This is a genomic window from Streptomyces cyanogenus (assembly GCF_017526105.1).
Classification (GTDB): domain Bacteria; phylum Actinomycetota; class Actinomycetes; order Streptomycetales; family Streptomycetaceae; genus Streptomyces; species Streptomyces cyanogenus.
Window position 1 is genome coordinate 5,540,892 of record NZ_CP071839.1, and the last position, 25,717, is coordinate 5,566,608.

Below are 25,717 nucleotides of genomic sequence, written 5' to 3' on the forward strand. Positions count from 1 at the left end.
AGGGGGGTGCCCCGGTCTCCGGCCACACCCCCCGCCCCCGACGGCTTGGCTGCCCCGCCTACTCCGTGCGCAGTCCCTCCGGACGCATCAGCCGGATCAGCGGCGGCATGCTCAGCAGGGTGACCGCGAGGACCACCGCCGCGCCGGCGCCGGCCATCGACAGCACGCTCGCCCAGTCGATGCTCACCGCGGTGTCCGCCATCTTCAGCAGGAGCGCCCCGAGGGCCAGGCCCACCACCGAGGCCAGCAACAGACCCAGCGCGATCGGTACCGCCGTCTGCCACAGCACCGACAGGCCCAGCGTGCGGCGCCGGGTGCCGAAGGCGAGCAGGGACGACAGCAGCTTGCGCCGCTCGCGCAACTGCTCCAGCTGGGAGACCAGCAGGCTCGCCCCGATCAGCGCCAGCACGCAGACCGCGCCGATGAACAGGCCGGTGCGCAGCGAGGTGTACCGGTTGGACTGCTCGGTGGCCGACCAGGTCCAGGGGTAGGACAGGGCGTCGACGCGGGCGGCGGTGGTGCGCACGTACTCCTCGGCGTCCGGTACCGAGTCGTCCAGGCGCAGGAAGACCTGGTCGTGCAGCACGGAGGCGGCCTTCGCGGGCAGGGCGGAGGGGGTGACCAGCAGGCCGGTCGGGTCGCTCTGCAGCGAGTCCTTGCGCGCGGGGGCCGTGCGGACCGTGGCCGGCAGCGTCCAGTGGATCTCCCGGCCGCGCACCTCGCCCTCGGTCGGGTCGATCCACACCCGCGTGCCCGGCCGCATGAGGGGCCGGATCTGGGCCATGTATTCGGCGTCGTAGCCGGGGGTGTCCAGGGCGAACACGTCGCCGTCGTGGCAGGAGGGCAGGCGGGCGACCTCCCGGAGCGCGGCACAGTCGCCGACGGTGAAGCCGACGCTGCGCTCGGGGTCCCGGCGCTCACCGCCGGCCTGGCCGGTGGACAGCGTCACCGACGTCCGTACCCCCTCGGTGCGGGCGAACCGCGTGCGGGCGGCGGCGGCCGGCAGGCCGCTGCCGGACAGGCTGACCTGCATCTGGGCCCGGCCGGGGTCCTTCCCGGTCTCCTTGGTGTACTGGCTCTCCACGCCCGCGAACAGCATCTGCAGCGCGATCGCACCGGCCACCGCCACCGCGATGCCGTTGACCATGCGGGCGGCCGTGCCACTGCTCAACTGCAACCGGCGTACGGCCAGTTGCCAGGAGACCGAGCCGCCGCCGAGCCGGCCGACGACCGCTTCCACGAGCCAGGGCAGCAGTGCGGTCACGCCGACGAGCAGCAGCAGCACACCGCCCACGACCAGGTACTCGTTGAAGGCGCCGTTGTCACGGCCGTGGCCCACCATCGGGTACAGCATCGCCAGGCCGGCCAACGGCAGCAGCAGGCGCCACCACAGGCGCCGCCGGGACGGCTTGGCCGTGCGCACCACACCGAGCGGCTCGACCACCACCCCGCGCATGGCGAGCAACGTCACCAGCACGGCGGCCGCCGGAACCGCCACCGCGACCAGCGCGGCCAGCGTCGGGGAGGGGTCCAGGTAGCTCGGGAAGAAGCTCTCGCCCATGACCTCGGCGGAGCCCGCCACCTGGCGTCCGATCAGGAAGAACACCGTACCGACGACCAGTCCGAGCAGCGCCCCGGCCAGCGCCTCGCCGGCCGCGATCCGCCGGGTCATCCTGCTGTCGGAGCCCACCAGCCGCAGCGCGGCCAGCCGGCGGTCGCGCCGCTCCCCGCCGAACCGCACGGCCGCGGCGATGAACACGGCGACCGGCATCAGCAGCACCACGAACACGACCAGCGTCATCATGATGAGCACCGGGTCGGTCTTCTCCGGCGTCGGGTTGGGATTGCCGAACGCCTTCAGCCGTTCGACCCGCGTGCCGCCCGAGTGCGGCGAGAGGCCCTCGGCGCCCGCGTAGTAGACGAGTTCGTGCGAGCCGATCAGCCCGCTGTCGTCGATGTTGCCGGTGATCCGGTACGGGATCCGCTCGCGCAGCAGCTTCGCCCCGTCCGATTCCAGCAGCCGCTTCAACGCGGGCGAGACCACCATCTCGCCCTTCGCCGGGAAGTGGCCGATGCCGGGCGGCAGCGGTGACTTGGCGCCCTCCGGCTCCAGCAGCCGGCCGCGGATGTCCTTGCCGTGCCACGAGGTGTCGGTGACCGCGAGCAGCACGGTGTCGTCCGCCTTGGCGACGGTGTAGTCGGCCGAGAAGTCCTGGCGGGCGTCCTCCACCCGGTCCCGGGCGGTCAGGATGTTCGGCAGCGCCGTCGTCAGCAGCAGCAGCGCCACGCCCAGGCCGACGCCGACCGCCGTCAGCACCATCCGGACCCAGCCCTCGCGTCCGCCGGTGAAGGCGAACCGGACGCCCAGGCCCAGGTCCCTGCTCCACTGCCGCACGTTCATATGGCCCGCTCCATGTCCCGGGACCTGCCGTCGCGTACGACGATCTCCCGGTCGGAGTAGGCGGCCACCCGGGCCTCGTGCGTGACCAGCACGACGGCCGCGTTGGTGGAACGGGCCGCGTCGGTCAGCAGCTCCATCACGCGCTCGCCGTTGAGGGAGTCGAGCGCGCCGGTCGGCTCGTCGGCGAAGATCACCCGGGGCTCGGTGACCAGGGCCCGTGCCACCGCGACGCGCTGGCCCTGGCCGCCGGAGACCTCGCCGGGCCGCTTGCTGCCGAGGTCGTCCACCTCCAGCCGCTCCATCCAGGCGAGCGCGGCCCGCTCGGCCTCCTTGCGGGGGCGGCCGTTCAGCCGGAGCGGCAGCGCCACGTTCTCCACGCAGGTCAGCTCCGGGACCAGCTGGCCGAACTGGAAGACGAAGCCGAACTCGCTGCGGCGCAGCGCGCTGCGCTCGGTGTCGCTCATGCCGGCCAGTTCCCGGCCGTTGTAGAGGATGGAACCGGAGTCGGGCGGCACGATGCCGGCGAGGCAGTGCAGCAGCGTCGACTTGCCGGAGCCGGAGGGTCCCATCACGGCGACGACCTCGCCGGGGTGGATGGAGAACCCGGCGCCGTCGAGGGCGACCGTGGGGCCGTAGGACTTGTGCAGGTCCTCGGCGGCGAGCAGGGAGCCGGGCGGAATGGTCATCGGGTCACCTCCGCACGGAGCTTGTCGAGGCGGGCGGCCGTCAGTTCCAGCCAGCGCAGGTCCGCCTCCAGGTGGAACAGGGCGTGGTCGCAGATCAGCTGGTCCGCGAGGTCGCCCTTGCGCTTGCGGTCGGTGAGGATGCGCATGCTGCGCAGGTGCTCGGCCCGCTGGACGTCGAGGATGTCGGCGGCGTCGCGGTGGGTGAGGAGGGCGAGGACGACCTTCGTGTAGAGGGTCGACTGGAGGTACTCCTCCGGCTTCTCCGGGGTGGCGAGCCAGCGTTCGACGTCGGTGATGCCGGCGTCGGTGATGGCGTACCGCTTGCGCTCGGGGCCGCCGCCGGCCTCGATCCCGTCGACCTCCACGAGGCCGTGCTTGAGCAGCCTGGACATCGTGGAATAGACCTGGCCGTAGTGCAGCGGCCGGTCGTGACCGAACTTCTCGTCGAAGGCCCGCTTGAGGTCGTAGCCGTGGCGCGGGCCGGACTCCAGGAGCCCCAGAAGGGTGTGACCGATGGACATGGCAGCACTCTACACACGGTGTATACGCGGGATGTATACACGCCGTGCCGGAGTCGTGGCAGGCGGTGGGGCCCCGCAGGTGGGGCCCGATTGTCACGGTTCCGATACAGGCGGGCGACCCCGCCGCGGCAGCGGACCGGTGTCCTTCGGCAGCCGCCCCGCCTCCGCCAGCGCCTTGCGCAGCAGGAACTCGATCTGGGCGTTCGCCGACCGCAGCTCGTCCCCCGCCCACCGCGCCAGCGCCTCGTACACCGACGGGTCCAGCCGCAGCAGCACCTGCTTGCGCTGCTGCGGCCGGCGCCCCGGGCTGTTGGCGGGGTCCGTCACTGGTAGAGGGTCCCGGTGTTGAGGACCGGCTGCGGAGCCCGGTCCCCGCACAGCACCACCATCAGGTTCGACACCATCGCCGCCTTCCGCTCGTCGTCCAGGTCCACGATGTCCGCCTCCGCGATCCGGGCCAGCGCCGCCTCGACCATCCCCACGGCGCCGTCCACGATCTGCCGCCGGGCCGCGACGACCGCGCCCGCCTGCTGCCGCTGGAGCATCGCCGAGGCGATCTCGGGAGCGTACGCGAGATGCGTGAAGCGCGACTCGATGATCCGCACCCCGGCCGCCTCCACCCGCGCCTGGAGCTCGACGGCCAGCTTCTCGGTGATCTCCTCGGCGTTGCCGCGCAGCGACAGGCCGTCCTCGTCGTGGGCGTCGTACGGGTACTCGATCGCGATGTGCCGCACGGCCGTCTCGGTCTGCGTGGCGACGAACTCGGCGAAGTCGTCCACCTCGAAGGTGGCCTGCGCGGTGTCCTGGACCTTCCACACCACGACCGCCGCCAGCTCGATGGGGTTGCCGTAGGCGTCGTTGACCTTCAGTACGGCCGTCTCGTGGTTGCGCACCCGGGTGGAGATCCGGGTCCGCGAGGTGAAGGGGTTCACCCAGCGCAGGCCGTCCTGCCGGATCGTGCCCCGGTAGCGCCCGAAGAGCTGGACGACCCGGGCCTCGCCCGGCGCGACCGTGTTCAGGCCGCGCATCCCGATGACGGACGCGAGCAGCACCACCACGCCCGCGAGGATGAGCCCGCCCTCGGCGGCGGAGGAGGGTGCCGCGCCGGAGGCCGCGAACAGCGCGATCGAGGCGCCGAGCCCGATGATGCCGAGCAGCAGGGCGAGCCCGCCGCCGATGCTGTGGGCGGTGAACTCGCGCACCCGTGGAGTGGGCATCTCGGGTATGTCGGACATGGGTGTTCCCCCGTTCTCGTAGCGCCTAGCTTGGTTCTAGCTAAGTGATATCACTTTAACGCGCCGAGCAACCCTGGGCCAGTGATTGCCGTCGGTTCCGATGGGGCGGGTGCTGATTGTCACGTCCGTAAAAGAACGGATCGGACGCCCTTTGTCATATAGAGGGGTGTTAGCTTTCCAAGCTGACCCCGAGACGGAAGCGAGCGTAGGGACCCATGGGACGAGCGGAAGAGAGACGAGCGCGACAGCGCGGTAGCCGCCGCGCGGCGTCCGGGCGCCGCCGCCCCACATCCACCGCGGCGGGAAGCTCCGCCACGGCCGGAAAGCCCGCCGCGGCCGGAAAGCCGGCCAAGAGCCTCATACGCCGGATCTTCGGCTGGAAGAAGATCCTCGGCACCTTCTTCGGGGTGTGCCTGCTGGGCATCCTGGGCTTCATCGGCCTGTACCTGTACGTGGACATCCCCGAGGGCAACGCCGCCGCCCGTCAGCAGAGCAACGTCTACAAGTTCAGTGACGGAACGATTCTGGCCCGCAAGGGCGAGGTCAACCGCGAGATCGTCGACCTGTCCAAGGTGCCCCGGAAGGTCCAGCTGACCTTCGTCGCCGCGGAGAACAAGAGCTTCTACCACGACTCCGGCGTCGACTTCCGCGGCACCGCCCGCGGCCTGGTCAACACGCTGTCCGGCAAGGGCAAGCAGGGCGGCTCCACGATCACCCAGCAGTACGTCAAGAACTACTACCTGAACCAGGACCAGACCGTCACGCGCAAGCTGAAGGAGCTGGTCATCTCGCTCAAGGTGGACCGCGAGAAGTCCAAGGACGACATCCTCGCCGGCTACATCAACACCAGCTACTACGGCCGCAACGCCTACGGCATCCAGGCCGCCGCCCAGGCCTACTACCACGTCGACGCCGAGGATCTCAGCGTCGCACAGGGCGCCTACCTCGCCGCCCTGCTCCAGGCCCCCAGCCAGTACGACTGGGCCGTCGCCACCAAGACCGGCAAGCGGCTGGTCCAGCAGCGCTGGAACTACGTACTGGACAACATGGTCGAGGAGGGCTGGCTCCCCAAGGCCAAGCGGAACGAGCTGCACTTCCCCTACCCCAAGGAGCCCAAGGGCGCCCCCGGTCTCGGAGGGCAGAAGGGCTACCTGGTCGAACTCGCCAACCAGCAGCTGGAACAGCAGCTCATGGCGCAGGAGGGCCTGACCCAGTCCCAGGCGGAGAACGCGGTCATCGACAAGGGGTGGACCATCACCCTCAACATCGACCGGAAGAAGCAGTCCGCGCTGGAGCGGGCCGTCAAGGCCCAGCTGACCGGCAAGCTTGACCCGAAGAAGCGCAAGGTCGACGGCGACATCCAGGCCGGCGCCGTCTCCGTCGACCCCAAGACGGGCAAGGTCGTCGCGCTCTACGGCGGTCAGGACTACTACAAGCACTACTTCGACAACGCCACCCGCCGGGACTACCAGCCCGCCTCGACGTTCAAGCCGGTGATCCTCGCCGCCGCCCTGGAGGAGAACGCCACCACCCAGGACGGCAAGCCCATCACGGCGAGCACCCTCTACGACGGCACCAGCCGCCGTCCGGTCGTGGACCACGGCTCCCCGGTCGGCTTCGCCCCGCCGAACGAGGACAACGTCAGCTACGACGACATCACCGTCCAGGAAGCCATGAACAAGTCCGTCAACTCCGTCTTCGCGCAGATGGGCGTCGACGTGGGCATGCACGAGGTGATGGGCACGGCGAACAAGCTCGGCATGGACACCAAGGGCATGCAGGCGGTGCCCGCCCAGACCCTCGGCTCGATGGGCGCCAGCCCCCTGGAGATGGCCGGGATCTACGCCACCTTCGCCAACCACGGCTACAAGGTGACCCCGACGATCATCAAGTCGGCGGAGAACAAGGGCCGCTCGGTGGAGATGCCGAACCCGGTCGGCGGCTCCGTGATCAGCCGCACCGCCGCCGACACGGTCACCTCGGTGCTCACCGGCGTGGTCGACGACGGTACGGCCCAGGAGTCGGTGGCGGGCAACCCGCTGCGCGACGGCCAGCAGGTCGCGGGCAAGACCGGAACCTCCGACGAGAACAAGTCGGCCTGGTTCACCGGCTACACGCCGACCCTGGTCACCTCCGTCGGCCTGTTCGGCGAGGACCCGAAGACCAAGGCCCACGTGTCCATGAAGGGCGCGACCGGCCTGCTCCCGCCGCCCGGCCGGGTCAACGGCGGCGGCTACCCGGCGAAGATCTGGGCCGCGTACACCTTCGGCGTCACGGGCAACGCGAAGTTCGAGCTGAACACCACGCAGGGCGCCGCGGTCGAGCCGACCGAGACGCCGACGTTCACGCACACCCCGACCCAGACGCCGTCGCAGACCCCGAGCAGCGCGCCGCCCACGTCCCAGTCGCCGACCGAGACGCCGTCGCAGACCCCGTCCCGGACGCCGTCCCAGACGCCCACCAGGACACCGACGCAGAGCCCGACCACCGCACCGCCGACGGAGCCCACCACCGAGGACCCGCTCGACCCCGACGGTGACCTCACCCCGTAGACGCGGACGGCGAAGGGCGCCCGGAGCCAGTGCTCCGGGCGCCCTTCGCTCATGACCAGGGAGGCGTCAGCCCCGGTTCAGTTCGAACCACACCACCTTGCCGGTGCTCAGCCGGGTCGCGCCCCAGCGCCGGGCCAGCCTGTTGACCAGGTACAGGCCGCGTCCGCCCTCGTCCGTGGCCCGGGCCTGCCTGAGCCGCGGCAGCTGCGGCACGTCGTCGCCGACCTCGCAGCGCAGCACGTCCGTGCGCAGCAGCCGCAGCGTCACCGGCCGCGACGCGTACCGCACGGCGTTCGTCACGACCTCGCTGACCAGCAGCTCCACCGAGTCCGTCAGCTCCTCCAGGTCCCAGCGGGCGAGTGCCCGCCGGGCCAGCCGACGGGCCTGTCCCGGGGCGGAGTCCTCCGGCTCCAGCGTCCAGTAGGCGACATCGCTCGGCGCGATCCCGTCGAACCGGGCCGCGAGCAGCGCGATGTCGTCGTCCCGGTCGCCCGGGCCGAGCATGTCCAGCACCTCGTCGCACAGCGCTTCCAGCGGCGGCGGATGGTCCGGGCCGGTCAGCTGCGCGGTCGCGGCCAGCTTCTCCCGCAGCTGCTCTATGCCCGTCCACACGTCCCGCAGCCGGGACTCCACCAGACCGTCGGTGTACAGCAGCAGCGTGCCGCCGGCGGGCGCGTCCAGCTCGACCGCCTCGAAGTCGACCCCGCCGACGCCGATCGGCGCGCCCGGCGGCACCCGCAGCACCTCGGCCCGGCCGCCCAGGTGCAGCAGGACGGGCGGCGGATGGCCCGCGTTGGCGATCGTGATGCGGTGCGTCACCGGGTCGTAGACGGCGTACAGGCAGGTCGCCATGCGGTCGGTGCCCAGACGCTGCGCCTGCTCGTCCAGGTGGTGCAGCACCTCCTGCGGCGGCAGGTCGAGCCCCGCCAGCGTCTGCGCCGTCGTGCGCAGCTGGCCCATGATGGCCGCAGAGGTCATCGAGTGGCCCATCACGTCGCCGACGACCAGCGCCACCCGGCTGCCGGGCAGCGGGATCGCGTCGTACCAGTCGCCGCCGACCCGCGCGGTCTCGGCCGCCGGCAGATAGCGGGACGCCAGCCGGACACCGGTCGGGCGGGGCAGCGTCTCGGGCAGCATGGTGCGCTGCAACTCGTCGGCGATGTACGCCTCCCGGCCGTACAGCACCGCCTTGTCGATGCCGAGCGCGCTGTGCGTGGCCAGCTGGGCGGCCACCAGCAGGTCGTCCGCCTCGAAGGCGAGCCGGTCCGGGCGGCGCAGGAACAGGGCTGCGCCGATCACCCGGCGCCGGCCGCGCAGCGGCGCGAGAATCGCGTGCTGCCCGCCCGGTACGACCGTCTCGCCGCCCTCGCCGAGCAGCTCGGGCAGCGCGGCCCGGGCGGCGGGCGCGTCGGCGAACACCGGCCGCACCCCGCGCAGCACCTCGTTCAGCGCGCCGCCCGGCCGCACCTCGCACAGCTCGGTGGTCAGCGACGACAGATCCGCCAGCACGGACGGCTCCGGCTCCGGGTCGAACGCCGGCGGCAGCAGCACCCCGTCGGTGTCCCGCTCCTGAGGTATCCGGTCGGTACGGCGCAGCCGCAGCACCACCGGACCGCTGGGCCGCTCGTCGCCGACCGGCAGCGGTTCGCGCAGATAGACCAGGATCGCGTCGGAGAACGTCGGCACGGTGGCCCGGCACAGCCCCATCACGATCTCGTCCAGGTCGAGCCCGCGGGCGATCCGCCGGGTGGCCGCGCCCACGAACCTGAGCCGGTCCCCGTCCCGCCGCATGGGCATCGGCCGCCCCGGCGGCAGTGCGCGCCCGGTACGGCGCTCCTCACCGCCCGGCGCCCGCTCCTGCCCGGCGCCGGGCTGGACCGGGATGGCCTCCGGCGCGGGGCGCGGGCGATGGGCATCGGGTTCGGTGGTGGCGGGCTGGGAGTGCTCGGGGCCGTTGACTGGGAGCTCCTTCCCCTGGCCGTCCGTTCCCTGGTCGCAGGGCGTGGCCGTGCCCGGGCCGGAGGGCGGACCCTCGGCCCGGGCCTGCGCGGGTAAGGCCGGGTTGCCGAGCTGCTGCACGGGCTGCTCCTGGGCACGCAGAAGAGCCCCGCGGGCCTCCGCGGGGTCGACGCCCGGCTGGGGGCGTTCGAAGGAGGTGGGCTGCTCCGTCACGCGTGTCGCATCCATCCGTCCGGGGCTGTGCGCCGGGAGCGCCGGGCGCACAGTCGGTCCCGCCGAAATGCCGATACCCGCAATACGTGCCCCGGGAACGGATTTCCCGCGGGGCCGGCCTTGGTGGTGCCCTGGTACCCCTCGCTCACGTCCTGCCGCCCCTCGGTGACGATCGGTCAAGCCCGGCGCATGCTCCGGGAGTTAAGCGCCCTTGCGGAGGACGATCCTACGGTTCTTGCCCGGGGGCGCATCAAGGGTCTCATGAGGACACATGCGCCGGAGTACGGTGCCAGTCCTCGGGGAGAGAAGGTACCGCCCAGGACGGGTCCGGGCGCCAGTGCTGCCAGCCGTCCGCGAACGGCGTCTCCCACGCGCGGATCACCTCCACCGCCTCCCGTCCGGCCGCCCGCACCCGCTCGGCGGTCTCCGTGTCCATCAGCCCGTCCCGCTGGGCCTGCGCGAACTCGTCCTCGTCCCGCCAGTGCCAGGTCCGGTCCGGGTGCACCGAGATGTCCAGGAAATGGTCCTCGGAGTCCACCCCGCCCGCCCAACGGGCCAGCGGCTGCTCCAGGTTGACGTACCAGTTCTTGAACCGCCAGCCAGGCTCCCAGAACAGCCACACCGACCAGGGCCGGCCGGGCTGGGCCACCTTCAGCACGCCCGTGCCGAACCAGCGGTCCCGCTGGACGGCGCGCGGCTTGGTGTAACGGGACTCCAGCGGCTCCAGGTGCACGGGCGTGCCGTCGGCCAGGACCGGCTTCACACACTCGGTACCGGGGGCGAGCCACACCGCCAGCAGGTCCGCGTCGTCCCGTACGACGGTGACGGGCCGGGCGATGTGGAAGTGCTCGCCGCCGTTCTCCCGGTAACGCCACAGGATGTGCGTCCCCGGGGCCCAGTACGTCCCAGGTCCCGCCGTCGCTCGTGTCACCGTTCCGTCGTCCGTCATGGACAGATATTAGGTGCCACCGGCATACGACGCTGCGGCGCGCGTCACCTGGTGCGCGGCTGGCCGGAAAGGTTCGCTCACGGTCACGGGCGCGTCATCCGCAGGACGTCCAGCGCCGCGTCGAGCTGTTCCAGGGTCAGGTCGCCACGCTCCACGTACCCGCTCTCCAGGACGACTTGGCGGATCGTCTTGCGCTCCGCGAGGGACTTCTTGGCGACCTTCGCGGCCTCCTCGTAGCCGATGTACTTGTTCAGCGGGGTCACCACGGACGGCGACGACTCGGCGTACTCGCGGGCCCGTTCGCGGTCGGCCGTGATGCCGTCGATCGTGCGGTCGGCCAGCAGCCGCGAGACGTTGGCGAGCAGCCGGACCGACTCCAGCACGTTCTTCGCGATGACCGGGAGCATCACGTTCAGTTCGAAGTTGCCGGCGGCGCCCGCGGTGGTGATGGTGGCGTCGTTGCCGACGACCTGGGCGGCGACCATCAGCACGGCCTCCGGGACGACCGGGTTGACCTTGCCCGGCATGATCGAGGAGCCGGGCTGGAGGTCGGGCAGCCGGATCTCGGCGAGGCCGGTGCGCGGCCCGGAGGACATCCAGCGCAGATCGTTGGCGATCTTCGTCAGGCCGACCGCGATGGTCCGCAGCTGTCCGCTGGCCTCCACGATGCCGTCCCGGGCGCCCTGCGCCTCGAAGTGGTCGCGGGCCTCGGTGAGCGGCAGCCCGGTGACCCGGGCGACCTCCTCGATGACGGCGGCGGAGAACCCGGGCGGGGTGTTGATGCCGGTGCCCACCGCCGTGCCGCCCAGCGGCAGCTCGGCCAGGCGCGGCAGGGAGGCCCTGAGGCGCTCGACGCCGTACCGCACCTGGGCCGCGTATCCGCCGAACTCCTGGCCGAGCGTCACCGGGGTGGCGTCCATCAGATGCGTCCGTCCCGACTTCACCACGTCGGCGAACTCCTCGGACTTGCGCTCCAGGGACGCGGCCAGGTGCTCCAGGGCCGGGATCAGGTCGTGGGTGACGGCGGCGGTGGCCGCGATGTGGATCGAGGACGGGAAGACGTCGTTCGACGACTGCGAGGCGTTGACGTGGTCGTTGGGATGCACGTCCCGGCCGAGCCGCTCGGTCGCGAGCGTGGCGATGACCTCGTTGGTGTTCATGTTGGACGAGGTGCCGGAGCCCGTCTGGAACACGTCCACCGGGAAGTGCTCGTCCCAGTCGCCCGCGGCGACCTCACCGGCCGCCTCCTGGATCGCCTCCGCCACGTCCTTGTCCAGCACGCCCAGCTCGGCGTTGACCTTCGCCGCCGCCGCCTTGATGCGGGCCAGCGCCTCGATGTGGGCCCGCTCGATGCGCTGCCCGGAGATGGGGAAGTTCTCCACGGCACGCTGCGTCTGGGCCCGCCACTTGGCCTCGGCGGGGACGCGTACCTCACCCATGGAGTCGTGCTCGATCCGGTATTCGCTCATACCCGTATAGCGATCGGGAGCCCGGCGATGTTCCGGGCGTTGACCCACCCGGGGGGCGTGCCGGCAACCGGCCCCTCCTGCCGGCCCTTGCCCGCGACGGCCGACGCCCGCCCCCGCGCTCGTCAGGGGCGGGCGTCCGGCGCCGGGTCAGGCCAGGCCGGGCCCCCGCACCGGGATCGACGTGAACGTCGGCTGCGGGGCCGGGTCCTGGAAGAAGTCGTTGCCCTTGTCGTCCACCACGATGAACGCCGGGAAGTCCTCGACCTCGATCTTCCAGACCGCCTCCATGCCCAGCTCCTCGTACTCCAGGACCTCCACCTTCTTGATGCAGTCCTGGGCGAGGCGGGCGGCCGGGCCGCCGATGGAGCCGAGGTAGAAGCCGCCGTGCGCGGCACACGCGTCGGTGACCTGCTTGCTGCGGTTGCCCTTGGCGAGCATCACCTTGGAGCCGCCCGCGGCCTGGAACTGCTCCACGTAGGAGTCCATGCGGCCGGCCGTGGTCGGGCCGAAGGAGCCGGAGGCATAGCCCTCGGGGGTCTTCGCCGGACCCGCGTAGTACACCGGGTGGTCCTTCAGGTACTGCGGCATCTCCTCGCCCGCGTCCAGCCGCTCCTTGATCTTGGCGTGGGCGATGTCACGGGCCACGACCAGCGGGCCGGTCAGCGACAGGCGGGTCTTCACCGGGTACTTGGTCAGTTCGGCGAGGATCGTGTCCATCGGCTGGTTGAGGTCGATCTTCACCACGTCACCGTCGGATTCGAGGTGCTCGTCCGTGGTGTCCGGCAGGAAGCGCGCCGGGTCGGTCTCCAGCTGCTCCAGGAAGACGCCCTCGGCGGTGATCTTCGCGACGGCCTGGCGGTCGGCCGAGCAGGAGACGGCGATCGCGACCGGGCAGGAGGCGCCGTGCCGCGGCAGCCGGACCACGCGCACGTCGTGGCAGAAGTACTTGCCGCCGAACTGCGCGCCGATGCCGATCTTCTGCGTCAGCTCGAAGACCTTCTGCTCCAGCTCCTTGTCCCGGAAGCCGTGGCCCAGCTCCGAGCCCTCGGCGGGGATCTCGTCCAGGTAGTGGGCGGAGGCGTACTTCGCGGTCTTCAGGGCGTACTCGGCGCTCGTGCCGCCGACGACGATCGCCAGGTGGTACGGCGGGCAGGCGGCCGTACCGAGCGAACGGATCTTCTCCTCCAGGAACTTCATCATGGAGGCCTCGTTCAGGACGGCCTTCGTCTCCTGGTACAGGAAGGACTTGTTCGCGGAGCCGCCGCCCTTGGCCATGAACAGGAACTTGTAGGCGCCGCCGTCGGTGGCGTACAGCTCGATCTGGGCCGGCAGGTTGGAGCCGGTGTTCTTCTCCTCCCACATGGTGAGCGGAGCCATCTGCGAGTAGCGCAGGTTCAGCCTGGTGTAGGCGTCGTAGATGCCGCGGCTGAGGGCCTCCTCGTCGCGGCCCGCCGTCAGCACGTTCTGGCCGCGCTTGCCCATCACGATCGCCGTGCCGGTGTCCTGGCACATGGGCAGCACGCCGGCCGCCGCGATGTTGGCGTTCTTCAGCAGGTCCAGCGCGACGAACTTGTCGTTCGCCGACGCCTCCGGGTCGTCGATGATCCGGCGCAGCTGGGCGAGGTGGGCCGGGCGCAGGTAGTGCTGGATGTCGTGGATGGCCTCCTCGGCCAGCTTGCGCAGCGCCTCCGGCTCCACCTTGAGGAACGTCCGCCCGTCCGGTCCCTCGACGGTGGACACGCCCTCGGAGGTCACCAGCCGGTACGGGGTGGTGTCCTCGCCCTGGGGGAGCAGATCGGTGTACGCGAACTCAGGCATCTCAGCCCATTCCTCACTCTGACGGACGGCGGCCCGCCGACGCTGGCGGGCCCGTCCAGCGTAGAACCTGCCGCCGACGGCGAACCTGTGAGGTAAGGCTCAGTTCGGGGTGTCGCGATCTATCGTGTTTCGGTACGCTGCTGCCGTGGACCTTCAGAAGCAGAACGCACCCACACCCGCGGCCGAGTTGCGCGCCTCCGACGCCGACCGTGACCGGGTCGCCGACATCCTCCGGGAGGCCCTCGCCGAGGGCCGGCTGACCGCCGACGAGCACGCCGAGCGCGTGGAGGGGGTGCTGCACGCCAAGACGGTGGGTGAGCTGGAGGTCTTCATCCGGGACCTGCCGGCCGGCCACCGGCGTCCCGCCGGGCCCGCCTCCATGCCGGCGCCGCCGCGCGTCAGCCCCGAGGCGATTCCGGCGGAGGCGGACGCCAACGTGGTGGCGGTGTTCAGCAGCGCCATGCGCCGGGGCCGCTGGCGGGCCGGACGCCGGCTGCACGCGTACGCCGTCTTCGGCAGCGTCGAGATCGACCTGAGCGAGGCGATCTTCGAGTACCAGCAGGTGGTGATCAAGGCGGTCTCCGTCTTCGGCGACGTCCAGATCCGCGTCCCGGAGAACGTCTCGCTGCGCGGCACCGGGGGCGGTGTGCTCGGCAACTTCGAGGTCAGCCCGCTGGACTCGGCCGACCCCGAGGCGCCGGTGGTCCACGTCGACGGCTGGGCCGTCCTCGGCAACGTCGAGGCGCGGCCCAAGCGGGGCAAGCTCGTGGCGGACATCCTGGAGCGCGTCCAGGACAAGGTCGACCGCAAGCTGCGCAAGCACCTGGGGCACTGACGGTCGCGAACCCGGGCCGGTGGCCCGTCCGCCGTGGCGGTGCCGCCCGGTCGGGGGCGTGAAGATTTCGCCGCGCGCCTGCGGATGGGAACGCTGTGCATAGGCGCGCGCACAGCGGGTAGGCCTTGCTGCATCGTCTCTCGCTCGCGAAGCCGTCGTCAGGAGTAGACCGTGCTGCAACCGCCGCATTCGTCCCTGCAGGTCGCTGCCGTTCCGGCCCAGCGGGTGCCAGCGCGAGACAGGGATCAAGACGCACCCTGGCACACCGAGGCGGTGTGCCGGCGCGACGAGGCCGGTCTGTTCTTCGCCCCGTCGAAGGAGCCGACCGCGGCCCGGCTGTCCCGCGAGGAGGCGGCCAAGCGGGTGTGCTCCCGCTGCCCGGTCATGGTCGAGTGCCGCGAACACGCCCTGCTGCAGCCCGAGCCCTACGGAGTCTGGGGCGGCCTCACGGCAGCCGAACGCCGGGTGGTGCTGGCGCGGCGCCGCAGGCGCGAGATGGAGTTGAAGAAGGCGGCGCGCGCGACGGCGGCGAACCGCATAGCGGGCTGAAAGCCCGGACGCGAACCGCATGGCGGGCTGGAAAGCCCGGACAAGGAGCGCCCTCTCCGCACAGAGGGCGCTCCTCGGGTACGCGGGGGCGCCGACCCCCGGCAGCGGCTACTTGGCCCGGTCGAAGTCGATCGCGCTGTAGGCCCGCAGCTTGCTCAGCCGGTGCTCGGAGTAGATCCTCCGCACGGTCCCCGACTTCGACCGCATCACGATCGACTCGGTGAGCGCGGTCTCCGACCGGTACTGCACGCCCCGCAGCAGCTCACCGTCGGTGATGCCGGTCGCGACGAAGAACACGTTCTCGCCGGACACCAGGTCGTCGGTGGTGAGCACGCGGTCCAGGTCGTGCCCCGCGTCGATGGCCCGCTGCCGCTCCTCGTCGTCCTTGGGCCACAGCTTGCCCTGGATGGTGCCGCCCAGGCACTTCACGGCGCAGGCCGAGATGATGCCCTCCGGCGTGCCGCCGATGCCGAGCAGCAGGTCGACGCCGGTGCCCTCGCGCAGTGCGTACACCGAGCCGGCGACATCGCCGTCGGAGATCAGCTTGATGCGGGCGCCGGCCTCCCGGACCTCCCGGATCAGGCTCTCGTGCCGCGGCCGGTCCAGGATGACGACGGTCACGTCCTCCGGCGCGGACCGCTTGGCCTTCGCGATCCGCCGGATGTTCACCTCGACGGGCGCGTTGATGTCGACGAAGTCGGCCGCCTCGGGACCGGTGACCAGCTTGTCCATGTAGAACACGGCGGACGGGTCGAACATGGCGCCCCGCTCGGCGGCGGCCAGCACGGCGATCGCGTTCGGCATGCCCTTGGCCGTGAGCGTGGTGCCGTCGATCGGGTCGACGGCGATGTCGACCTCGGGGCCGGTGCCGTCACCCACGTGCTCCCCGTTGAAGAGCATCGGGGCCTCGTCCTTCTCGCCCTCGCCGATGACGACCACGCCGTTCATCGAGACGGTGGAGACGAGGGTCCGCATGGCGCGCACCGCGGCGCCGTCGGCGCCGTTCTTGTCACCGCGCCCCACCCAGCGGCCCGCGGCCATCGCGGCGGCTTCGGTCACCCGGACGAGTTCCAGGGCGAGGTTGCGGTCGGGAGCCTCGGAGGGAACATCGAGCTCGGACGGCAGGTGATGATTTTCGGTCATCGGAGCGCACCTTTCTGATACGACGACGGCCGGATGAGGGTATTGGACCCTGACTCTATCGCCGGACAGACAAAATGAGCAGGGGACCCCACGGATGAGCGCAAGGGACACCTGCGACGATAGAGGGCGTGGCAGGTTCGAACGGCAAGCAGAAGACGGCCCGGGACATGGTTCTCTCCCTGGCCCTGATCGGCATCGCGGCGGCGGTCGTCTACTTCCTCACCATCCCGCACGACGATCACGCTCCCGACCTCAAGCGGGTCGACTACCGGGTCGAGCTGCTCACGGCCCGCCGGGCGGCGAGTTATCCGGTGGCCGCACCCGAGGGCCTGCCGAGTACCTGGAAGGCGACCTCCGTACGCTTCCAGGGCGCGAACTCCGACCGCTGGCACCTCGGCTTCCGGACCCCGGACGGCCAGTACGTGCAGGTCGAGCAGTCCACGCAGAAGCGCACCGACTTCATCGACCAGGCCAGCCAGGGCGGCTCGGCGACGAAGCGGACCGAGACGATCGACGGCCGCACCTGGACCCGCTACACCGGCGGCCGGTACGACGCCCTGGTCCTGCAGGACACGCCCGGCTCCACCACGGTGGTGGCCGGCACCGGCTCCTTCGCGGAGCTGACGACGATGGCGGCCGCGCTGAAGATGGAGTGACCCGCACCGTCTCCGCGCACGCGAAGAGGCCCCCGGTGATGCCGGGGGCCTCTTGCCGTGGGGATCGCCGTACGGATGGCCGTGGGGATCGCCGTACGGATCCCTGTACGGATCGTCGTGACGATCGCCGTACGGATCCCGCTCAGACGGTCGTGACGACGTCCTCGTACGCCAGGCGCGGCGAGCGCGGGAACCAGGCGTCCGGGCCCGGCTTGCCGATGTTGACGACCATCAGCGGGGTGTGGTCGTCGTCCAGGAACTCCTTGCGGACGCCCTCGAAGTCGAGGCCGGTCATCGGGCCGGCGGCGAGGCCCGCGGCGCGGACGCCGATGATGAAGTAGGCGGCCTGCAGGGCGGCGTTCAGCCCGGCGGCGCCCTCACGGGCCGGACGCTCGCTGAAGAAGAGGTCCTTGGCCTGCGGGAAGTGCGGGAAGAGGGTCGGCAGCTCCTCGTGGAACTCGTTGTCCGCGGAGAGGATCGCGACCAGCGGGGCGGTGGCCGTCTTGGGCCGGTTGCCCTCGGCCATGTGCTGCACCAGGCGCTCACGGGCCTCGGGGGAGCGGACCAGGGTGATGCGCAGCGGGCTCTGGTTGAAGGCGGTCGGGCCGTACTTGACCAGGTCGTAGATCGCCTGCACCTGCTCGTCGGTCACCGGCTCGTCGGTGAAGGTGTTCGCGGTGCGGGCCTCGCGGAACAGCAGGTCCTGGGCGGCGGGGTCAAGAACGAGAGACATGCGTGTACTTCCTGGTAGACGTCTTGATCCGACGTACCGGACCGCGGTCCGGATCGGCTGACGGGACGACACTACGCCAGTGAAGTTCAACCTTCAACAAAAGCCTGGCCGCGGTGACCCGCCTCACAGCCCACGGTGGCCGCGCGCCTACCCGGCGCTCTCCTCCTCTTCCGCCTCCTCCTCGGCCAGCGCCGCGTCCAGCCGGGCCCGGGCGCCCTCCAGCCAGCGCCGGCACACCCTGGCCAGCTCCTCGCCGCGCTCCCACAGCGCCAGGGACTCCTCCAGCGTGGTACCGCCCGCCTCCAGCCGCCGTACGACCTCGATCAGCTCGTCCCGCGCCTGCTCGTACGAGAGCGCCTCGTCCACCTTGCTCGTCATTCGCTCACCTTCACTGTGAATTCACCGTCGGCGACCCGGGCCCGCAGCGCCTCGCCCGCCGTCACCTCCGCCGGACCGCGCACCACGTGCCCGTCCGCCCGCTGGAGCACCGCGTAACCGCGCTGGAGCGTCGCGGCGGGGGAGAGGGCCACCACCCGCGCGTGCGTGTGCGTCAGCTCCGAGTCCGCCCGGTCCAGCAGATGTCCCAGGGTCCGCCGGCCGCGCTCCAGCAGCGAGGCCACTTGGTCGGCGCGCTCGTCGAGCATCCGGTGGGGATCCTCTATCGAGGGCCGGGCCAGCGCATGCGCCAGCCCGCGCTGCTCCCGCTCCACGAACGCCGCCATGCAGCGCCGCGCCCGGTCGCGCAGCATCCGCACCCGCTCCAGTTCCTCGCCGACATCGGGTACGACCTTCTTGGCCGCGTCCGTCGGCGTGGACGCGCGCAGGTCGGCGACGTGGTCCAGCAGCGGATTGTCCGGCTCGTGCCCGATCGCGGACACCACGGGCGTGCGGCACTCGGCCACGGCCCGCACCAGCTGCTCGTCGGAGAACGGCAGCAGGTCCTCGACGCTGCCGCCGCCGCGCGCGACGATGATCACGTCCACCTCGTCGATCGCGTCGAGTTCCTTGACGGCCTGCACGACCTGGGGCACGGCGTGCACACCCTGCACGGGGACGTTGCGCACCTCGAAGCGGACGGCGGGCCAGCGGTGCCGGGCGTTCTCCAGCACGTCCCGCTCCGCGGCGGAGGCCCGGCCGCACACCAGCCCGATCAGCTGCGGCAGGAACGGCAGCGGCTTCTTCCGCTCCGGCGCGAACAGGCCCTCGGCCGCGAGCGCCTTCTTCAGCTGCTCCAGCCGGGCCAGCAGCTCGCCGACGCCGACCGGCCTTATCTCGGCGGCCCGCAGGGAGAGCTGGCCCCGCGGGGCGTACCACTCCGGCTTCGCCAGTACGACGACGCGGGCGCCCTCGCCGACGACGTCCGCGACCGCTTCGAAGACCTGGCGGTAGCAGGTCACGCTGACCGAGACGTCGTACGAGGGGTCGCGGAGCGTGAGGAACACGACGCCGGCGCCGGGCCGGCGCGACAGCTGCGTGATCTGTCCCTCGACCCACACCGCGCCGAGCCGGTCGATCCATCCCCCGATCAGACGGGAGACCTCGCCTACGGGGAGCGGGGCTTCGGGAGACGTGTTCACAGCCATGCGGCGAGCCTAACGGCCGGTACCGACAGTCCGGCTGCGCGCCGTGGGGCGCCGGCCGTGTCCGGCTGCGGGTCCCCGCGCAGCCACTCCGAGGGGCCCGTGGACCACGAGGACCCGGAAGCCGAGGCCACGCCGCGACCGGTGGCGCGCGGCGGTGGTGGAAGCCGTCGTTCCGGTGTCGGGCATACGCGCGAATCCTCACCGCGGGTGCGCGGGGACGCGATCTCTGCGCCCCGGAACGCGGCCTTACGATGGGACGCATGACCGCTTCCTCTGGCCGCCGTGTCCTGCTCGCCGCCCCCCGGGGCTACTGCGCCGGCGTGGACCGCGCCGTGATCGCCGTCGAGAAGGCCCTGGAGCAGTACGGGGCCCCGATCTACGTCCGGCACGAGATCGTCCACAACAAGTACGTCGTGCAGACCCTGGAGAAGAAGGGCGCCGTCTTCGTCGAGCGGACGGAGGAGGTGCCGCCCGGCAACATCGTCATGTTCTCGGCGCACGGCGTCGCCCCCGTGGTGCACGAGGAGGCCCGGCAGGGCCGGCTCGCCACGATCGACGCCACCTGCCCCCTGGTCACCAAGGTCCACAAGGAAGCCGTCCGGTACGCGGGCGAGGACTACGACATCCTCCTGATCGGCCACGAGGGCCACGAGGAGGTCATCGGCACCTCCGGCGAGGCCCCCGACCACATCCAGCTGGTCGACGGCCCCGCGGACGTCGAGAAGGTGGAGGTCCGCGACCCGTCGAAGGTCGTCTGGCTCTCCCAGACCACCCTCTCCGTGGACGAGACCATGGAGACCGTCGACGCCCTGAAGACCAAGTTCCCCGGGCTGGTCTCCCCGCCCAGCGACGACATCTGCTACGCGACGCAGAACCGTCAGCTGGCCGTGAAGCAGATGGGCGCCGAGGCCGAGCTGGTCATCGTCGTCGGCTCGCGCAACTCCTCCAACTCCAAGCGGCTGGTCGAGGTCGCCAAGCTCGCCGGCGCCCGCGAGGCCTACCTGGTGGACTTCGCCGACGAGATCGACGAGGCCTGGCTGGAGGGCGTGTCCACGGTCGGCGTCACCTCCGGGGCCTCCGTGCCGGACGTGCTGGTCGAGCAGGTGCTGGAGTGGCTCGCCGAGCGCGGTTACGTGGACGTGGAGCTGGTCAAGGCCGCCGAGGAGTCGATCACCTTCTCGCTGCCCAAGGAACTCCGCCGTGACCTGCGCGAGGAGGCGGCGGCCCTGGTCGCCGAGCGCGGCGGAAGCGGTACGCCCGAGGCGTGACTGTCGGTGGCCCGTCGTAACGTGGAGCCATGCAGATCTTCGGCGTGGACATCGGCGGATCCGGGATCAAGGGCGCCCCAGTGGATCTGGACCGGGGCGACCTGGCCCACGAGCGCTGCAAGGTGCTCACCCCGCACCCGGCGACGCCCGACGGCGTGGCCGACGGGGTCAAACAGGTGGTGGACCACTTCGGCTGGACCGGCCCGGTCGGGCTGACCTTCCCCGGAGTGGTCACCGGCGGCGCCACGGTCCGTACGGCGGCGAACGTGGACAAGAGCTGGATCGACACGGACGCGCGCGCGTTGTTCAGCGGCAGACTCGGCGGCCTCCCGGTGACCGTGGTCAACGACGCGGACGCGGCGGGCGTCGCCGAGATGGAGTTCGGCGCCGGGCGGGACCGCCGGGGCCCGGTGATCCTGCTCACCTTCGGCACGGGCATCGGCAGCGCCGTCTTCGTGGACGGCACCCTGCTCCCGAACACCGAGCTGGGCCACCTGGAGCTGAACGGCCACGACGCGGAGAAGCACGCCTCCAGCAAGGCCAAGGAGGACCACGGCCTCAGCTGGGAGCAGTGGGCCCACCGCGTCCAGAAGTACCTGGCCCACGTGGAGATGCTGTTCTCCCCCGAGCTGTTCATCATCGGCGGCGGCGTCAGCCGCAAGGCTCACAAGTTCCTGCACCTCATCGAGGGCATCAAGGCCGAGATCGTCCCGGCGCAGCTGCAGAACAACGCGGGGATCGTGGGAGCGGCGATGAGAGCGGCCCAGCACGCCTAGGCCGGCCTCCGCCCGGGTCCCGCCGGGCCGCGGGCCGGGCCCGGAGGACACCGGGGGTGTGGCCGGCCGGCGCCCGCGCGGGACGGCCCTCCCGCGTGCCGAGCGGCTGCCCCGCGCCGTTCCGGGCCCGGGCCGGCCAGGAGGCGCGGCCGCCGGAGCCGGCCGGACGGCCTGACCCGCGGAAGTCCCCCGGGCGCGGTCAGCTCCGTCGGCGGCGGCGCCGTACCCAGCGCACCCGGCGGACGAGTGCGATCAGCCCGGCGGTGAGCGTTCCTCCGTAGAGCCAGCCCGCCTGGGTGGCGAGGCCGGTGACCAGTCCCATCATGCGTCCGAGCAGCCCCCCGCCGGTCTCGGCGACCGGCAGCAGGCCCGCGGCGAACGCGATCGGCGCGACGACGGGCGCGGTCAGCTCCGTCGGCGGCGGCGTCGTACCCAGCGCACCCGGCGGACGAGTGCGATCAGCCCGGCGGTGAGCGTTCCTCCGTAGAGCCAGCCCGCCTGGGTGGCGAGGCCGGTGACCAGTCCCATCATGCGTCCGAGCAGCCCCCCGCCGCCCTCGGCGACCGGCAGCAGGCCCGCGGCGAACGCGATCGGCGCGACGACGGGCGCGGTCAGCACGTCCCCGCCGCGCACCCACAGCGCCGTCAGCACGCACACCGGCAGGAACAGCACGCCGTAGACCGTGAGGGACGCGCCGAACAGCAGCTGGTCCAGGAAGCCGAGCAGGAACATCGCCGCCGCGCAGAACAGCCCGCTGCCGAGCCCGGTCAGCCGGGGGTTCGGCAGCCGCGGGCCCGGCGGGCCGGGCCGCACCTCGCCCACCGGCCGGGCGGGCCGTCGCTCGCCGCCCGGCCGGCGCCGTTCCTGCGGCGGCAGCGGGGGCGAGGAGGGCGTGCCGCGTCGCGGTCCGTTGTTCGGGGGTCGCGTTCTGTGTTGCTCCACAGAGACCAACCTAGGTCTGTTTATGTGCTGAATCGGGCCCCAGACACGCCGGTGGAGGGAGCTTGGCCGGGCGTTCGACGCTCCCGCGAGGCGGGCGCCCGGGACGCCGTAAACTGGTGGATCGGCCAGTGTCGGTCTCTGGCCCCTGGCAGCCCCTGGCCCACTCACTACGGGAAGTCGCAACGTGTCGCTCACGATCGGAATCGTCGGCCTGCCCAATGTCGGCAAGTCGACCCTGTTCAACGCCCTGACCAAGAACGACGTGCTGGCGGCCAACTACCCGTTCGCCACGATCGAGCCCAACGTCGGCGTGGTCGGCGTGCCCGACGCCCGCCTCGCCCAGCTGGCCTCGATCTTCAAGTCGGAGCGCATCCTCCCGGCCACGGTCGACTTCGTCGACATCGCCGGCATCGTGCGCGGCGCCTCCGAGGGCGAGGGCCTGGGCAACAAGTTCCTCGCGAACATCCGCGAGTCCGACGCGATCTGCCAGGTCATCCGCGCCTTCAAGGACGAGAACGTCGTCCACGTCGACGGCAAGGTCTCGCCGAAGGACGACATCGAGACGATCAACACCGAGCTGATCCTCGCCGACCTCCAGACCATCGAGAAGGTCCTGCCCCGGCTCCAGAAGGAGTCGCGGATCAAGAAGGACGTCGCGCCCAAGGTCAAGGCCGTCGAGGAGGCCAAGGAGATCCTGGAGAAGGGCGACACGCTCTTCACGCACGGCATCGTCCAGGGCAGCGAGCGCGCGGAGCTCCTCCACGATCTGCACCTGCTCACCACCAAGCCCTTCCTCTACGTCTTCAACGTCGACGAGGACGAGCTGACCGACGAGGACTTCAAGAACGAGCAGCGTGCCCTGGTCGCCCCGGCCGAGGCCATCTTCCTCAACGCCAAGCTGGAGGCCGACCTCGCCGAGCTGGACGAGGAGGAGGCCCTGGAGCTGCTCCAGTCCGTCGGCCAGGACGAGCCCGGCCTCGCCACCCTCGCCCGCGTCGGCTTCGACACCCTCGGCCTGCAGACCTACCTGACGGCCGGCCCCAAGGAGTCCCGCGCCTGGACGATCAAGAAGGGCGCCACGGCCCCCGAGGCGGCCGGTGTCATCCACACCGACTTCCAGAAGGGCTTCATCAAGGCCGAGGTCATCTCCTTCGCCGACCTGGTCGAGACCGGCTCGGTCGCCGAGGCCCGCGCCAAGGGCAAGGCCCGCATGGAGGGCAAGGACTACGTCATGCAGGACGGCGACGTGGTGGAGTTCAGGTTCAACGTCTGACGGGTGGTGGGGCCCATTCCCTCGGGGGTGGGCCCCTCTTCGGATGATCCGCGCCTAGCAGGTGTGCAACACGATGCCGTTGCCGTCGAAGGCGTGGACGTCGGCCACGGTCACGTCGTAGACGTCTTCGCGTCCGTCCGGTTCGACGCATTCCACGGACGCCGTGTACGGCTTCTTGTAGAAGCCACGCCGCATGTGGCTTGTGAGGGCTTCCCACTTCCGGGTCTTGGCCGAGTTGAGGAAGCCGACCACCTGCATGTGGCGGGATGCGTTCGCGCCCGCGATGATCAGTCGGTAGCTGCGCTGCGAGAGGTACTCGCCACCGCGCTCGCCCCAGTCGTGCACCTGCTCGTCCTTGAGGTTCCGGATGGCGGAACGGACACCGAGGCGGGCGAGCATCCGCTGCACCGCCTGGAGGGCGGGGAGGTCGATGGACGTGAGGCGGATGCTCACGCCACCGGCGGTGGAGGCACCCTCGATGTGCCCGTCCGCATCGAACAGCCCGCGCAGGAAGCCCCGGTAGAAGCCGGACGAAGCTCGCTCGACTTCGGGCGTGACCGTCTTGCGCCCTTGGGCGATGCCGAAGGTGGCGGCGAGGTCACGGATGCCGGTTGTCTTCAGGCGGTACTGGTCGCTCTGGCTGACTCGGTGCCAGCCTTTGAAGTCGGAGCGTGCGCCCAGCTTCACCACCTGCTCGTAGAGGTAGTCACGAACCGACTCGAAGCCGGGGTCCGTGTCCCAGAAGGCGACGGCCCCGTAGCCCCCGTAGGTGTGGAAGGTCCCGTCACCGACGAGGTTGCCGAGCACGTAGCCCTGCCCCTCGGTGCCACGGCCGGCCCAGCTCGCGCCGAGGTTGTCGCTCAGGCGGACGAGGGTGCCGGGCCCGAGGTCGCCGGCCGCGACCCACTCTTCGCGGGCGTCCTTCGCATAGCGGCTCGTCTTCGGGATGTACGTCAGAACCTTGTGTCCGGCGGTCAGCCGGACCTCATGGCCCTCGGAGGTCCGCAACTTCACCACGTCCTCGGTACCGGTCCTGACGAACCCGTTCGACAGAGTCCCGTAAGGCTTGCCGTCCAGAACGGCGGTGAAGGGGATACCGACAAGGTCCTTCACCCGGCGCGCGCCGTCACCGGTGAGGACCCACGTCGAATCCACCACACACGGGTTGGTTGCCGTCACTTCCGGTACCTCTCACGTCAGACAGCGAGCTGTTCCAGGAGCCGCGCTCGCCGCTGCGCAGCATCCCAGCCGCCACTGACAGCTTCGCGCCTGACCCCGGCAACTCCAGTCCGAGGTGGCGCGGGTGGCCCGAGTCCTTTCCTCGTCACACAGCGCTCGATCACGTAGCCGTGGCCGGTCTCCTCGGGGTGCTGGAACGGCATCGGTCACCTCTGCGGGTACAGGTCGGTACGGGATGACATGCCGGACCCCGTCCGGTACTCGCGCCCTGCTGTCAGCTCCGACCGGCCTCGACGGGGCGCGCCGACTCGGTCAGAGCCTCCGGTACGCGTTCCGGAACCGTCCAGGCCGTGTCCGGGTGCCACCGGGACCAGGCCGGGTCCCACCAGGCCTCGCCTCGGTCGAGGGCGAGCGTCAGCTCGCGTGCCGCCTCGCGGACCCGGTCGGCCTCACCCTCGGCGAAGCCGCCCGCCGCCGCCCGGCTCTCGAAGTGGTCGACGTCCTTCCAGCGGTAGGCGCCGCCGTCGCCGGGCACCCGGATGTCGAGTTCCAGGTCGAGGGTGTCGATCCCGAGCGTCGTCCTGCGGAACGGCCGCTGGAAGTTGACGTACCAGTCATGACGGGAGCGGTCGTCGTTCCAGAAGACCCAGACCGCGTACAGGTCGCCGGGCCGCTGCAACTGCAGCACCCCGGGCGACTGCCAGGTGTCCGCGACGGCCTGCCAGGGGTGGGGCCCCCAGGAGAACGGGCCCGAGCCGAAGGTCATGGGCGTGCCCTGCGCCAGGTATAGCGCCAACAGGTCCTCGCCGTCCTCCACCACGCGCACCGGATAGGTGATCCACGGCCGGTTGTCGAGCAACTCGCGGCGGACGACGACCTGTCCGGGGGAGAAGCGTTCTGTCATGCCCGTACGGAACCACATCGCCCAGCCAGACCTCGATCCGGGAAGGCCCGCCCCGCTCACCGGCCTCGAACCA

General features: G+C 71.2%; 23 protein-coding genes and 1 pseudogene. 7 read left to right on the top strand and 17 right to left on the bottom strand.

The genetic code is table 11. The annotated features are described in order from the left end of the window. Nucleotides 1–58 precede the first annotated feature (58 nt). The 5 genes from S1361_RS25080 to S1361_RS25100 form a co-directional block, all read right to left on the bottom strand. On the bottom strand, nucleotides 59–2,401 hold the full coding sequence (locus tag S1361_RS25080) for an ABC transporter permease (RefSeq protein ID WP_208034019.1): 2,343 nt from the start codon (nucleotides 2,399–2,401) through the stop codon (nucleotides 59–61). After that, nucleotides 2,398–3,087: an ABC transporter ATP-binding protein gene (locus S1361_RS25085; protein ID WP_208034020.1), complete on the bottom strand. Its 690-nt coding sequence runs from the start codon at nucleotides 3,085–3,087 to the stop codon at nucleotides 2,398–2,400. The genes S1361_RS25080 and S1361_RS25085 overlap by 4 nt, the downstream gene beginning before the upstream one ends. Further along, the gene (locus S1361_RS25090) at nucleotides 3,084–3,608 is read right to left on the bottom strand and encodes a PadR family transcriptional regulator (RefSeq protein WP_208034021.1); all 525 of its coding nucleotides are present in this window, start codon (nucleotides 3,606–3,608) and stop codon (nucleotides 3,084–3,086) included. The genes S1361_RS25085 and S1361_RS25090 overlap by 4 nt, the downstream gene beginning before the upstream one ends. Nucleotides 3,609–3,701: 93 nt before the next feature. Continuing rightward, on the bottom strand, nucleotides 3,702–3,935 hold the full coding sequence (locus tag S1361_RS25095; RefSeq protein ID WP_243769291.1) for a type II toxin-antitoxin system antitoxin: 234 nt from the start codon (nucleotides 3,933–3,935) through the stop codon (nucleotides 3,702–3,704). Further along, on the bottom strand, nucleotides 3,932–4,843 hold the full coding sequence (locus S1361_RS25100) for an SPFH domain-containing protein (protein ID WP_208034023.1): 912 nt from the start codon (nucleotides 4,841–4,843) through the stop codon (nucleotides 3,932–3,934). Before S1361_RS25100 ends, S1361_RS25095 begins: the two co-directional genes overlap by 4 nt. 215 nt (nucleotides 4,844–5,058) lie before the next feature. On the opposite strand from S1361_RS25100, the gene S1361_RS25105 reads away from it, so the two are divergent. After that, nucleotides 5,059–7,395: a transglycosylase domain-containing protein gene (locus tag S1361_RS25105; RefSeq protein ID WP_208034024.1), complete on the top strand. Its 2,337-nt coding sequence runs from the start codon at nucleotides 5,059–5,061 to the stop codon at nucleotides 7,393–7,395. Nucleotides 7,396–7,461: 66 nt separating this feature from the next. Here S1361_RS25105 and S1361_RS25110 read toward each other — a convergent pair whose 3' ends face one another. The 4 genes from S1361_RS25110 to S1361_RS25125 form a co-directional block, all read right to left on the bottom strand. Beyond that, nucleotides 7,462–9,582 carry a SpoIIE family protein phosphatase gene (locus S1361_RS25110; protein WP_425087249.1) on the bottom strand — a complete coding sequence of 707 codons (2,121 nt, stop codon included), beginning with the start codon at nucleotides 9,580–9,582 and terminating at the stop codon, nucleotides 7,462–7,464. A 244-nt stretch (nucleotides 9,583–9,826) separates the two neighbouring features. Beyond that, nucleotides 9,827–10,516 carry a cytidylyl-2-hydroxypropylphosphonate hydrolase gene (gene fomD / locus S1361_RS25115; RefSeq protein ID WP_208034026.1) on the bottom strand — a complete coding sequence of 230 codons (690 nt, stop codon included), beginning with the start codon at nucleotides 10,514–10,516 and terminating at the stop codon, nucleotides 9,827–9,829. An 83-nt stretch (nucleotides 10,517–10,599) separates the two neighbouring features. Next, complete coding sequence (locus S1361_RS25120; RefSeq protein WP_208034027.1) at nucleotides 10,600–11,985, bottom strand: class II fumarate hydratase; 1,386 nt, start codon at nucleotides 11,983–11,985, stop codon at nucleotides 10,600–10,602. Nucleotides 11,986–12,132: 147 nt separating this feature from the next. Continuing rightward, entirely contained in the window at nucleotides 12,133–13,803 is a 1,671-nt protein-coding gene (locus S1361_RS25125; RefSeq protein ID WP_208034028.1) for a fumarate hydratase, read from the bottom strand. 145 nt (nucleotides 13,804–13,948) lie between these two features. On the opposite strand from S1361_RS25125, the gene S1361_RS25130 reads away from it, so the two are divergent. After that, nucleotides 13,949–14,638: a DUF1707 SHOCT-like domain-containing protein gene (locus S1361_RS25130; RefSeq protein WP_208034029.1), complete on the top strand. Its 690-nt coding sequence runs from the start codon at nucleotides 13,949–13,951 to the stop codon at nucleotides 14,636–14,638. Between the two features lie 171 nt (nucleotides 14,639–14,809). After that, complete coding sequence (locus tag S1361_RS25135) at nucleotides 14,810–15,187, top strand: WhiB family transcriptional regulator (RefSeq protein ID WP_208034030.1); 378 nt, start codon at nucleotides 14,810–14,812, stop codon at nucleotides 15,185–15,187. 108 nt (nucleotides 15,188–15,295) lie between these two features. Here the strand turns inward: S1361_RS25135 and glpX are convergent, their stop codons facing one another. Then, nucleotides 15,296–16,330, bottom strand: coding sequence for a class II fructose-bisphosphatase (gene glpX / locus S1361_RS25140; RefSeq protein WP_208034031.1), 1,035 nt, complete (start codon nucleotides 16,328–16,330; stop codon nucleotides 15,296–15,298). 128 nt (nucleotides 16,331–16,458) lie between these two features. On the opposite strand from glpX, the gene S1361_RS25145 reads away from it, so the two are divergent. Beyond that, on the top strand, nucleotides 16,459–16,986 hold the full coding sequence (locus tag S1361_RS25145; RefSeq protein WP_208034032.1) for a DUF4245 domain-containing protein: 528 nt from the start codon (nucleotides 16,459–16,461) through the stop codon (nucleotides 16,984–16,986). Nucleotides 16,987–17,128: 142 nt separating this feature from the next. Here S1361_RS25145 and S1361_RS25150 read toward each other — a convergent pair whose 3' ends face one another. The 3 genes from S1361_RS25150 to xseA all read right to left on the bottom strand — a co-directional run bounded on the left by S1361_RS25150 (nucleotide 17,129) and on the right by xseA (nucleotide 19,302). Continuing rightward, nucleotides 17,129–17,719, bottom strand: coding sequence for a malonic semialdehyde reductase (locus S1361_RS25150; protein ID WP_208034033.1), 591 nt, complete (start codon nucleotides 17,717–17,719; stop codon nucleotides 17,129–17,131). 147 nt (nucleotides 17,720–17,866) lie between these two features. Continuing rightward, nucleotides 17,867–18,097, bottom strand: a complete 231-nt coding sequence (locus S1361_RS25155; protein ID WP_208034034.1) for an exodeoxyribonuclease VII small subunit — start codon at nucleotides 18,095–18,097, stop codon at nucleotides 17,867–17,869. Next, a complete protein-coding gene (xseA, locus tag S1361_RS25160) occupies nucleotides 18,094–19,302 on the bottom strand; it encodes an exodeoxyribonuclease VII large subunit (RefSeq protein ID WP_208034035.1) in 1,209 nt (402 codons plus the stop codon). The genes S1361_RS25155 and xseA overlap by 4 nt, the downstream gene beginning before the upstream one ends. A gap of 251 nt (nucleotides 19,303–19,553) precedes the next feature. On the opposite strand from xseA, the gene S1361_RS25165 reads away from it, so the two are divergent. Both S1361_RS25165 and ppgK read left to right on the top strand, forming a co-directional pair. Further along, a complete protein-coding gene (locus S1361_RS25165; RefSeq protein ID WP_208034036.1) occupies nucleotides 19,554–20,570 on the top strand; it encodes a 4-hydroxy-3-methylbut-2-enyl diphosphate reductase in 1,017 nt (338 codons plus the stop codon). A 29-nt stretch (nucleotides 20,571–20,599) separates the two neighbouring features. Next, a complete protein-coding gene (gene ppgK / locus S1361_RS25170; RefSeq protein WP_208034037.1) occupies nucleotides 20,600–21,346 on the top strand; it encodes a polyphosphate--glucose phosphotransferase in 747 nt (248 codons plus the stop codon). A 199-nt stretch (nucleotides 21,347–21,545) separates the two neighbouring features. Here ppgK and S1361_RS40065 read toward each other — a convergent pair. Together S1361_RS40065 and S1361_RS25175 are read right to left on the bottom strand one after the other, a co-directional pair. Further along, a pseudogene (locus S1361_RS40065) lies at nucleotides 21,546–21,755 on the bottom strand (DUF6542 domain-containing protein); the annotation flags it as partial. Next, nucleotides 21,752–22,288, bottom strand: coding sequence for a DUF6542 domain-containing protein (locus S1361_RS25175; RefSeq protein ID WP_208034038.1), 537 nt, complete (start codon nucleotides 22,286–22,288; stop codon nucleotides 21,752–21,754). The gene S1361_RS25175 and the pseudogene S1361_RS40065, both read right to left, overlap by 4 nt. Before the next feature lie 184 nt (nucleotides 22,289–22,472). Here S1361_RS25175 and ychF point away from each other — a divergent pair, with 184 nt between their 5' ends. Then, the gene (gene ychF, locus S1361_RS25180; protein ID WP_208034039.1) at nucleotides 22,473–23,561 is read left to right on the top strand and encodes a redox-regulated ATPase YchF; all 1,089 of its coding nucleotides are present in this window, start codon (nucleotides 22,473–22,475) and stop codon (nucleotides 23,559–23,561) included. Nucleotides 23,562–23,615: 54 nt separating this feature from the next. On the opposite strand, the gene S1361_RS25185 is transcribed toward ychF, so the two are convergent. Together S1361_RS25185 and S1361_RS25190 are read right to left on the bottom strand one after the other, a co-directional pair. Continuing rightward, nucleotides 23,616–24,719 carry an LAGLIDADG family homing endonuclease gene (locus S1361_RS25185; protein WP_208034040.1) on the bottom strand — a complete coding sequence of 368 codons (1,104 nt, stop codon included), beginning with the start codon at nucleotides 24,717–24,719 and terminating at the stop codon, nucleotides 23,616–23,618. A gap of 295 nt (nucleotides 24,720–25,014) precedes the next feature. Further along, nucleotides 25,015–25,644: a ribonuclease FAU-1 family protein gene (locus S1361_RS25190; RefSeq protein WP_208034041.1), complete on the bottom strand. Its 630-nt coding sequence runs from the start codon at nucleotides 25,642–25,644 to the stop codon at nucleotides 25,015–25,017. Between the last annotated feature and the right edge of the window lie 73 nt (nucleotides 25,645–25,717).

Excerpts from the sequence above, each read along its gene's own strand:
- S1361_RS25090 (WP_208034021.1), bottom strand. The coding sequence starts at position 3,608 with ATGTCCATCGGTCACACCCTTCTGGGGCTCCTGGAGTCCGGCCCGCGC.
- S1361_RS25120 (WP_208034027.1), bottom strand. The coding sequence starts at position 11,985 with ATGAGCGAATACCGGATCGAGCACGACTCCATGGGTGAGGTACGCGTC.
- S1361_RS25080 (WP_208034019.1), bottom strand. The coding sequence starts at position 2,401 with ATGAACGTGCGGCAGTGGAGCAGGGACCTGGGCCTGGGCGTCCGGTTC.
- S1361_RS25085 (WP_208034020.1), bottom strand. The coding sequence starts at position 3,087 with ATGACCATTCCGCCCGGCTCCCTGCTCGCCGCCGAGGACCTGCACAAG.
- S1361_RS25110 (WP_425087249.1), bottom strand. The coding sequence starts at position 9,582 with ATGGATGCGACACGCGTGACGGAGCAGCCCACCTCCTTCGAACGCCCC.
- glpX (WP_208034031.1), bottom strand. The coding sequence starts at position 16,330 with ATGACCGAAAATCATCACCTGCCGTCCGAGCTCGATGTTCCCTCCGAG.
- xseA (WP_208034035.1), bottom strand. The coding sequence starts at position 19,302 with ATGGCTGTGAACACGTCTCCCGAAGCCCCGCTCCCCGTAGGCGAGGTC.
- S1361_RS25150 (WP_208034033.1), bottom strand. The coding sequence starts at position 17,719 with ATGTCTCTCGTTCTTGACCCCGCCGCCCAGGACCTGCTGTTCCGCGAG.
- S1361_RS25165 (WP_208034036.1), top strand. The coding sequence starts at position 19,554 with ATGGGACGCATGACCGCTTCCTCTGGCCGCCGTGTCCTGCTCGCCGCC.
- S1361_RS25125 (WP_208034028.1), bottom strand. The coding sequence starts at position 13,803 with ATGCCTGAGTTCGCGTACACCGATCTGCTCCCCCAGGGCGAGGACACC.
- S1361_RS25190 (WP_208034041.1), bottom strand. The coding sequence starts at position 25,644 with ATGACAGAACGCTTCTCCCCCGGACAGGTCGTCGTCCGCCGCGAGTTG.
- S1361_RS25155 (WP_208034034.1), bottom strand. The coding sequence starts at position 18,097 with ATGACGAGCAAGGTGGACGAGGCGCTCTCGTACGAGCAGGCGCGGGAC.
- S1361_RS25100 (WP_208034023.1), bottom strand. The coding sequence starts at position 4,843 with ATGTCCGACATACCCGAGATGCCCACTCCACGGGTGCGCGAGTTCACC.
- S1361_RS25105 (WP_208034024.1), top strand. The coding sequence starts at position 5,059 with ATGGGACGAGCGGAAGAGAGACGAGCGCGACAGCGCGGTAGCCGCCGC.
- fomD (WP_208034026.1), bottom strand. The coding sequence starts at position 10,516 with ATGACGGACGACGGAACGGTGACACGAGCGACGGCGGGACCTGGGACG.
- ppgK (WP_208034037.1), top strand. The coding sequence starts at position 20,600 with ATGCAGATCTTCGGCGTGGACATCGGCGGATCCGGGATCAAGGGCGCC.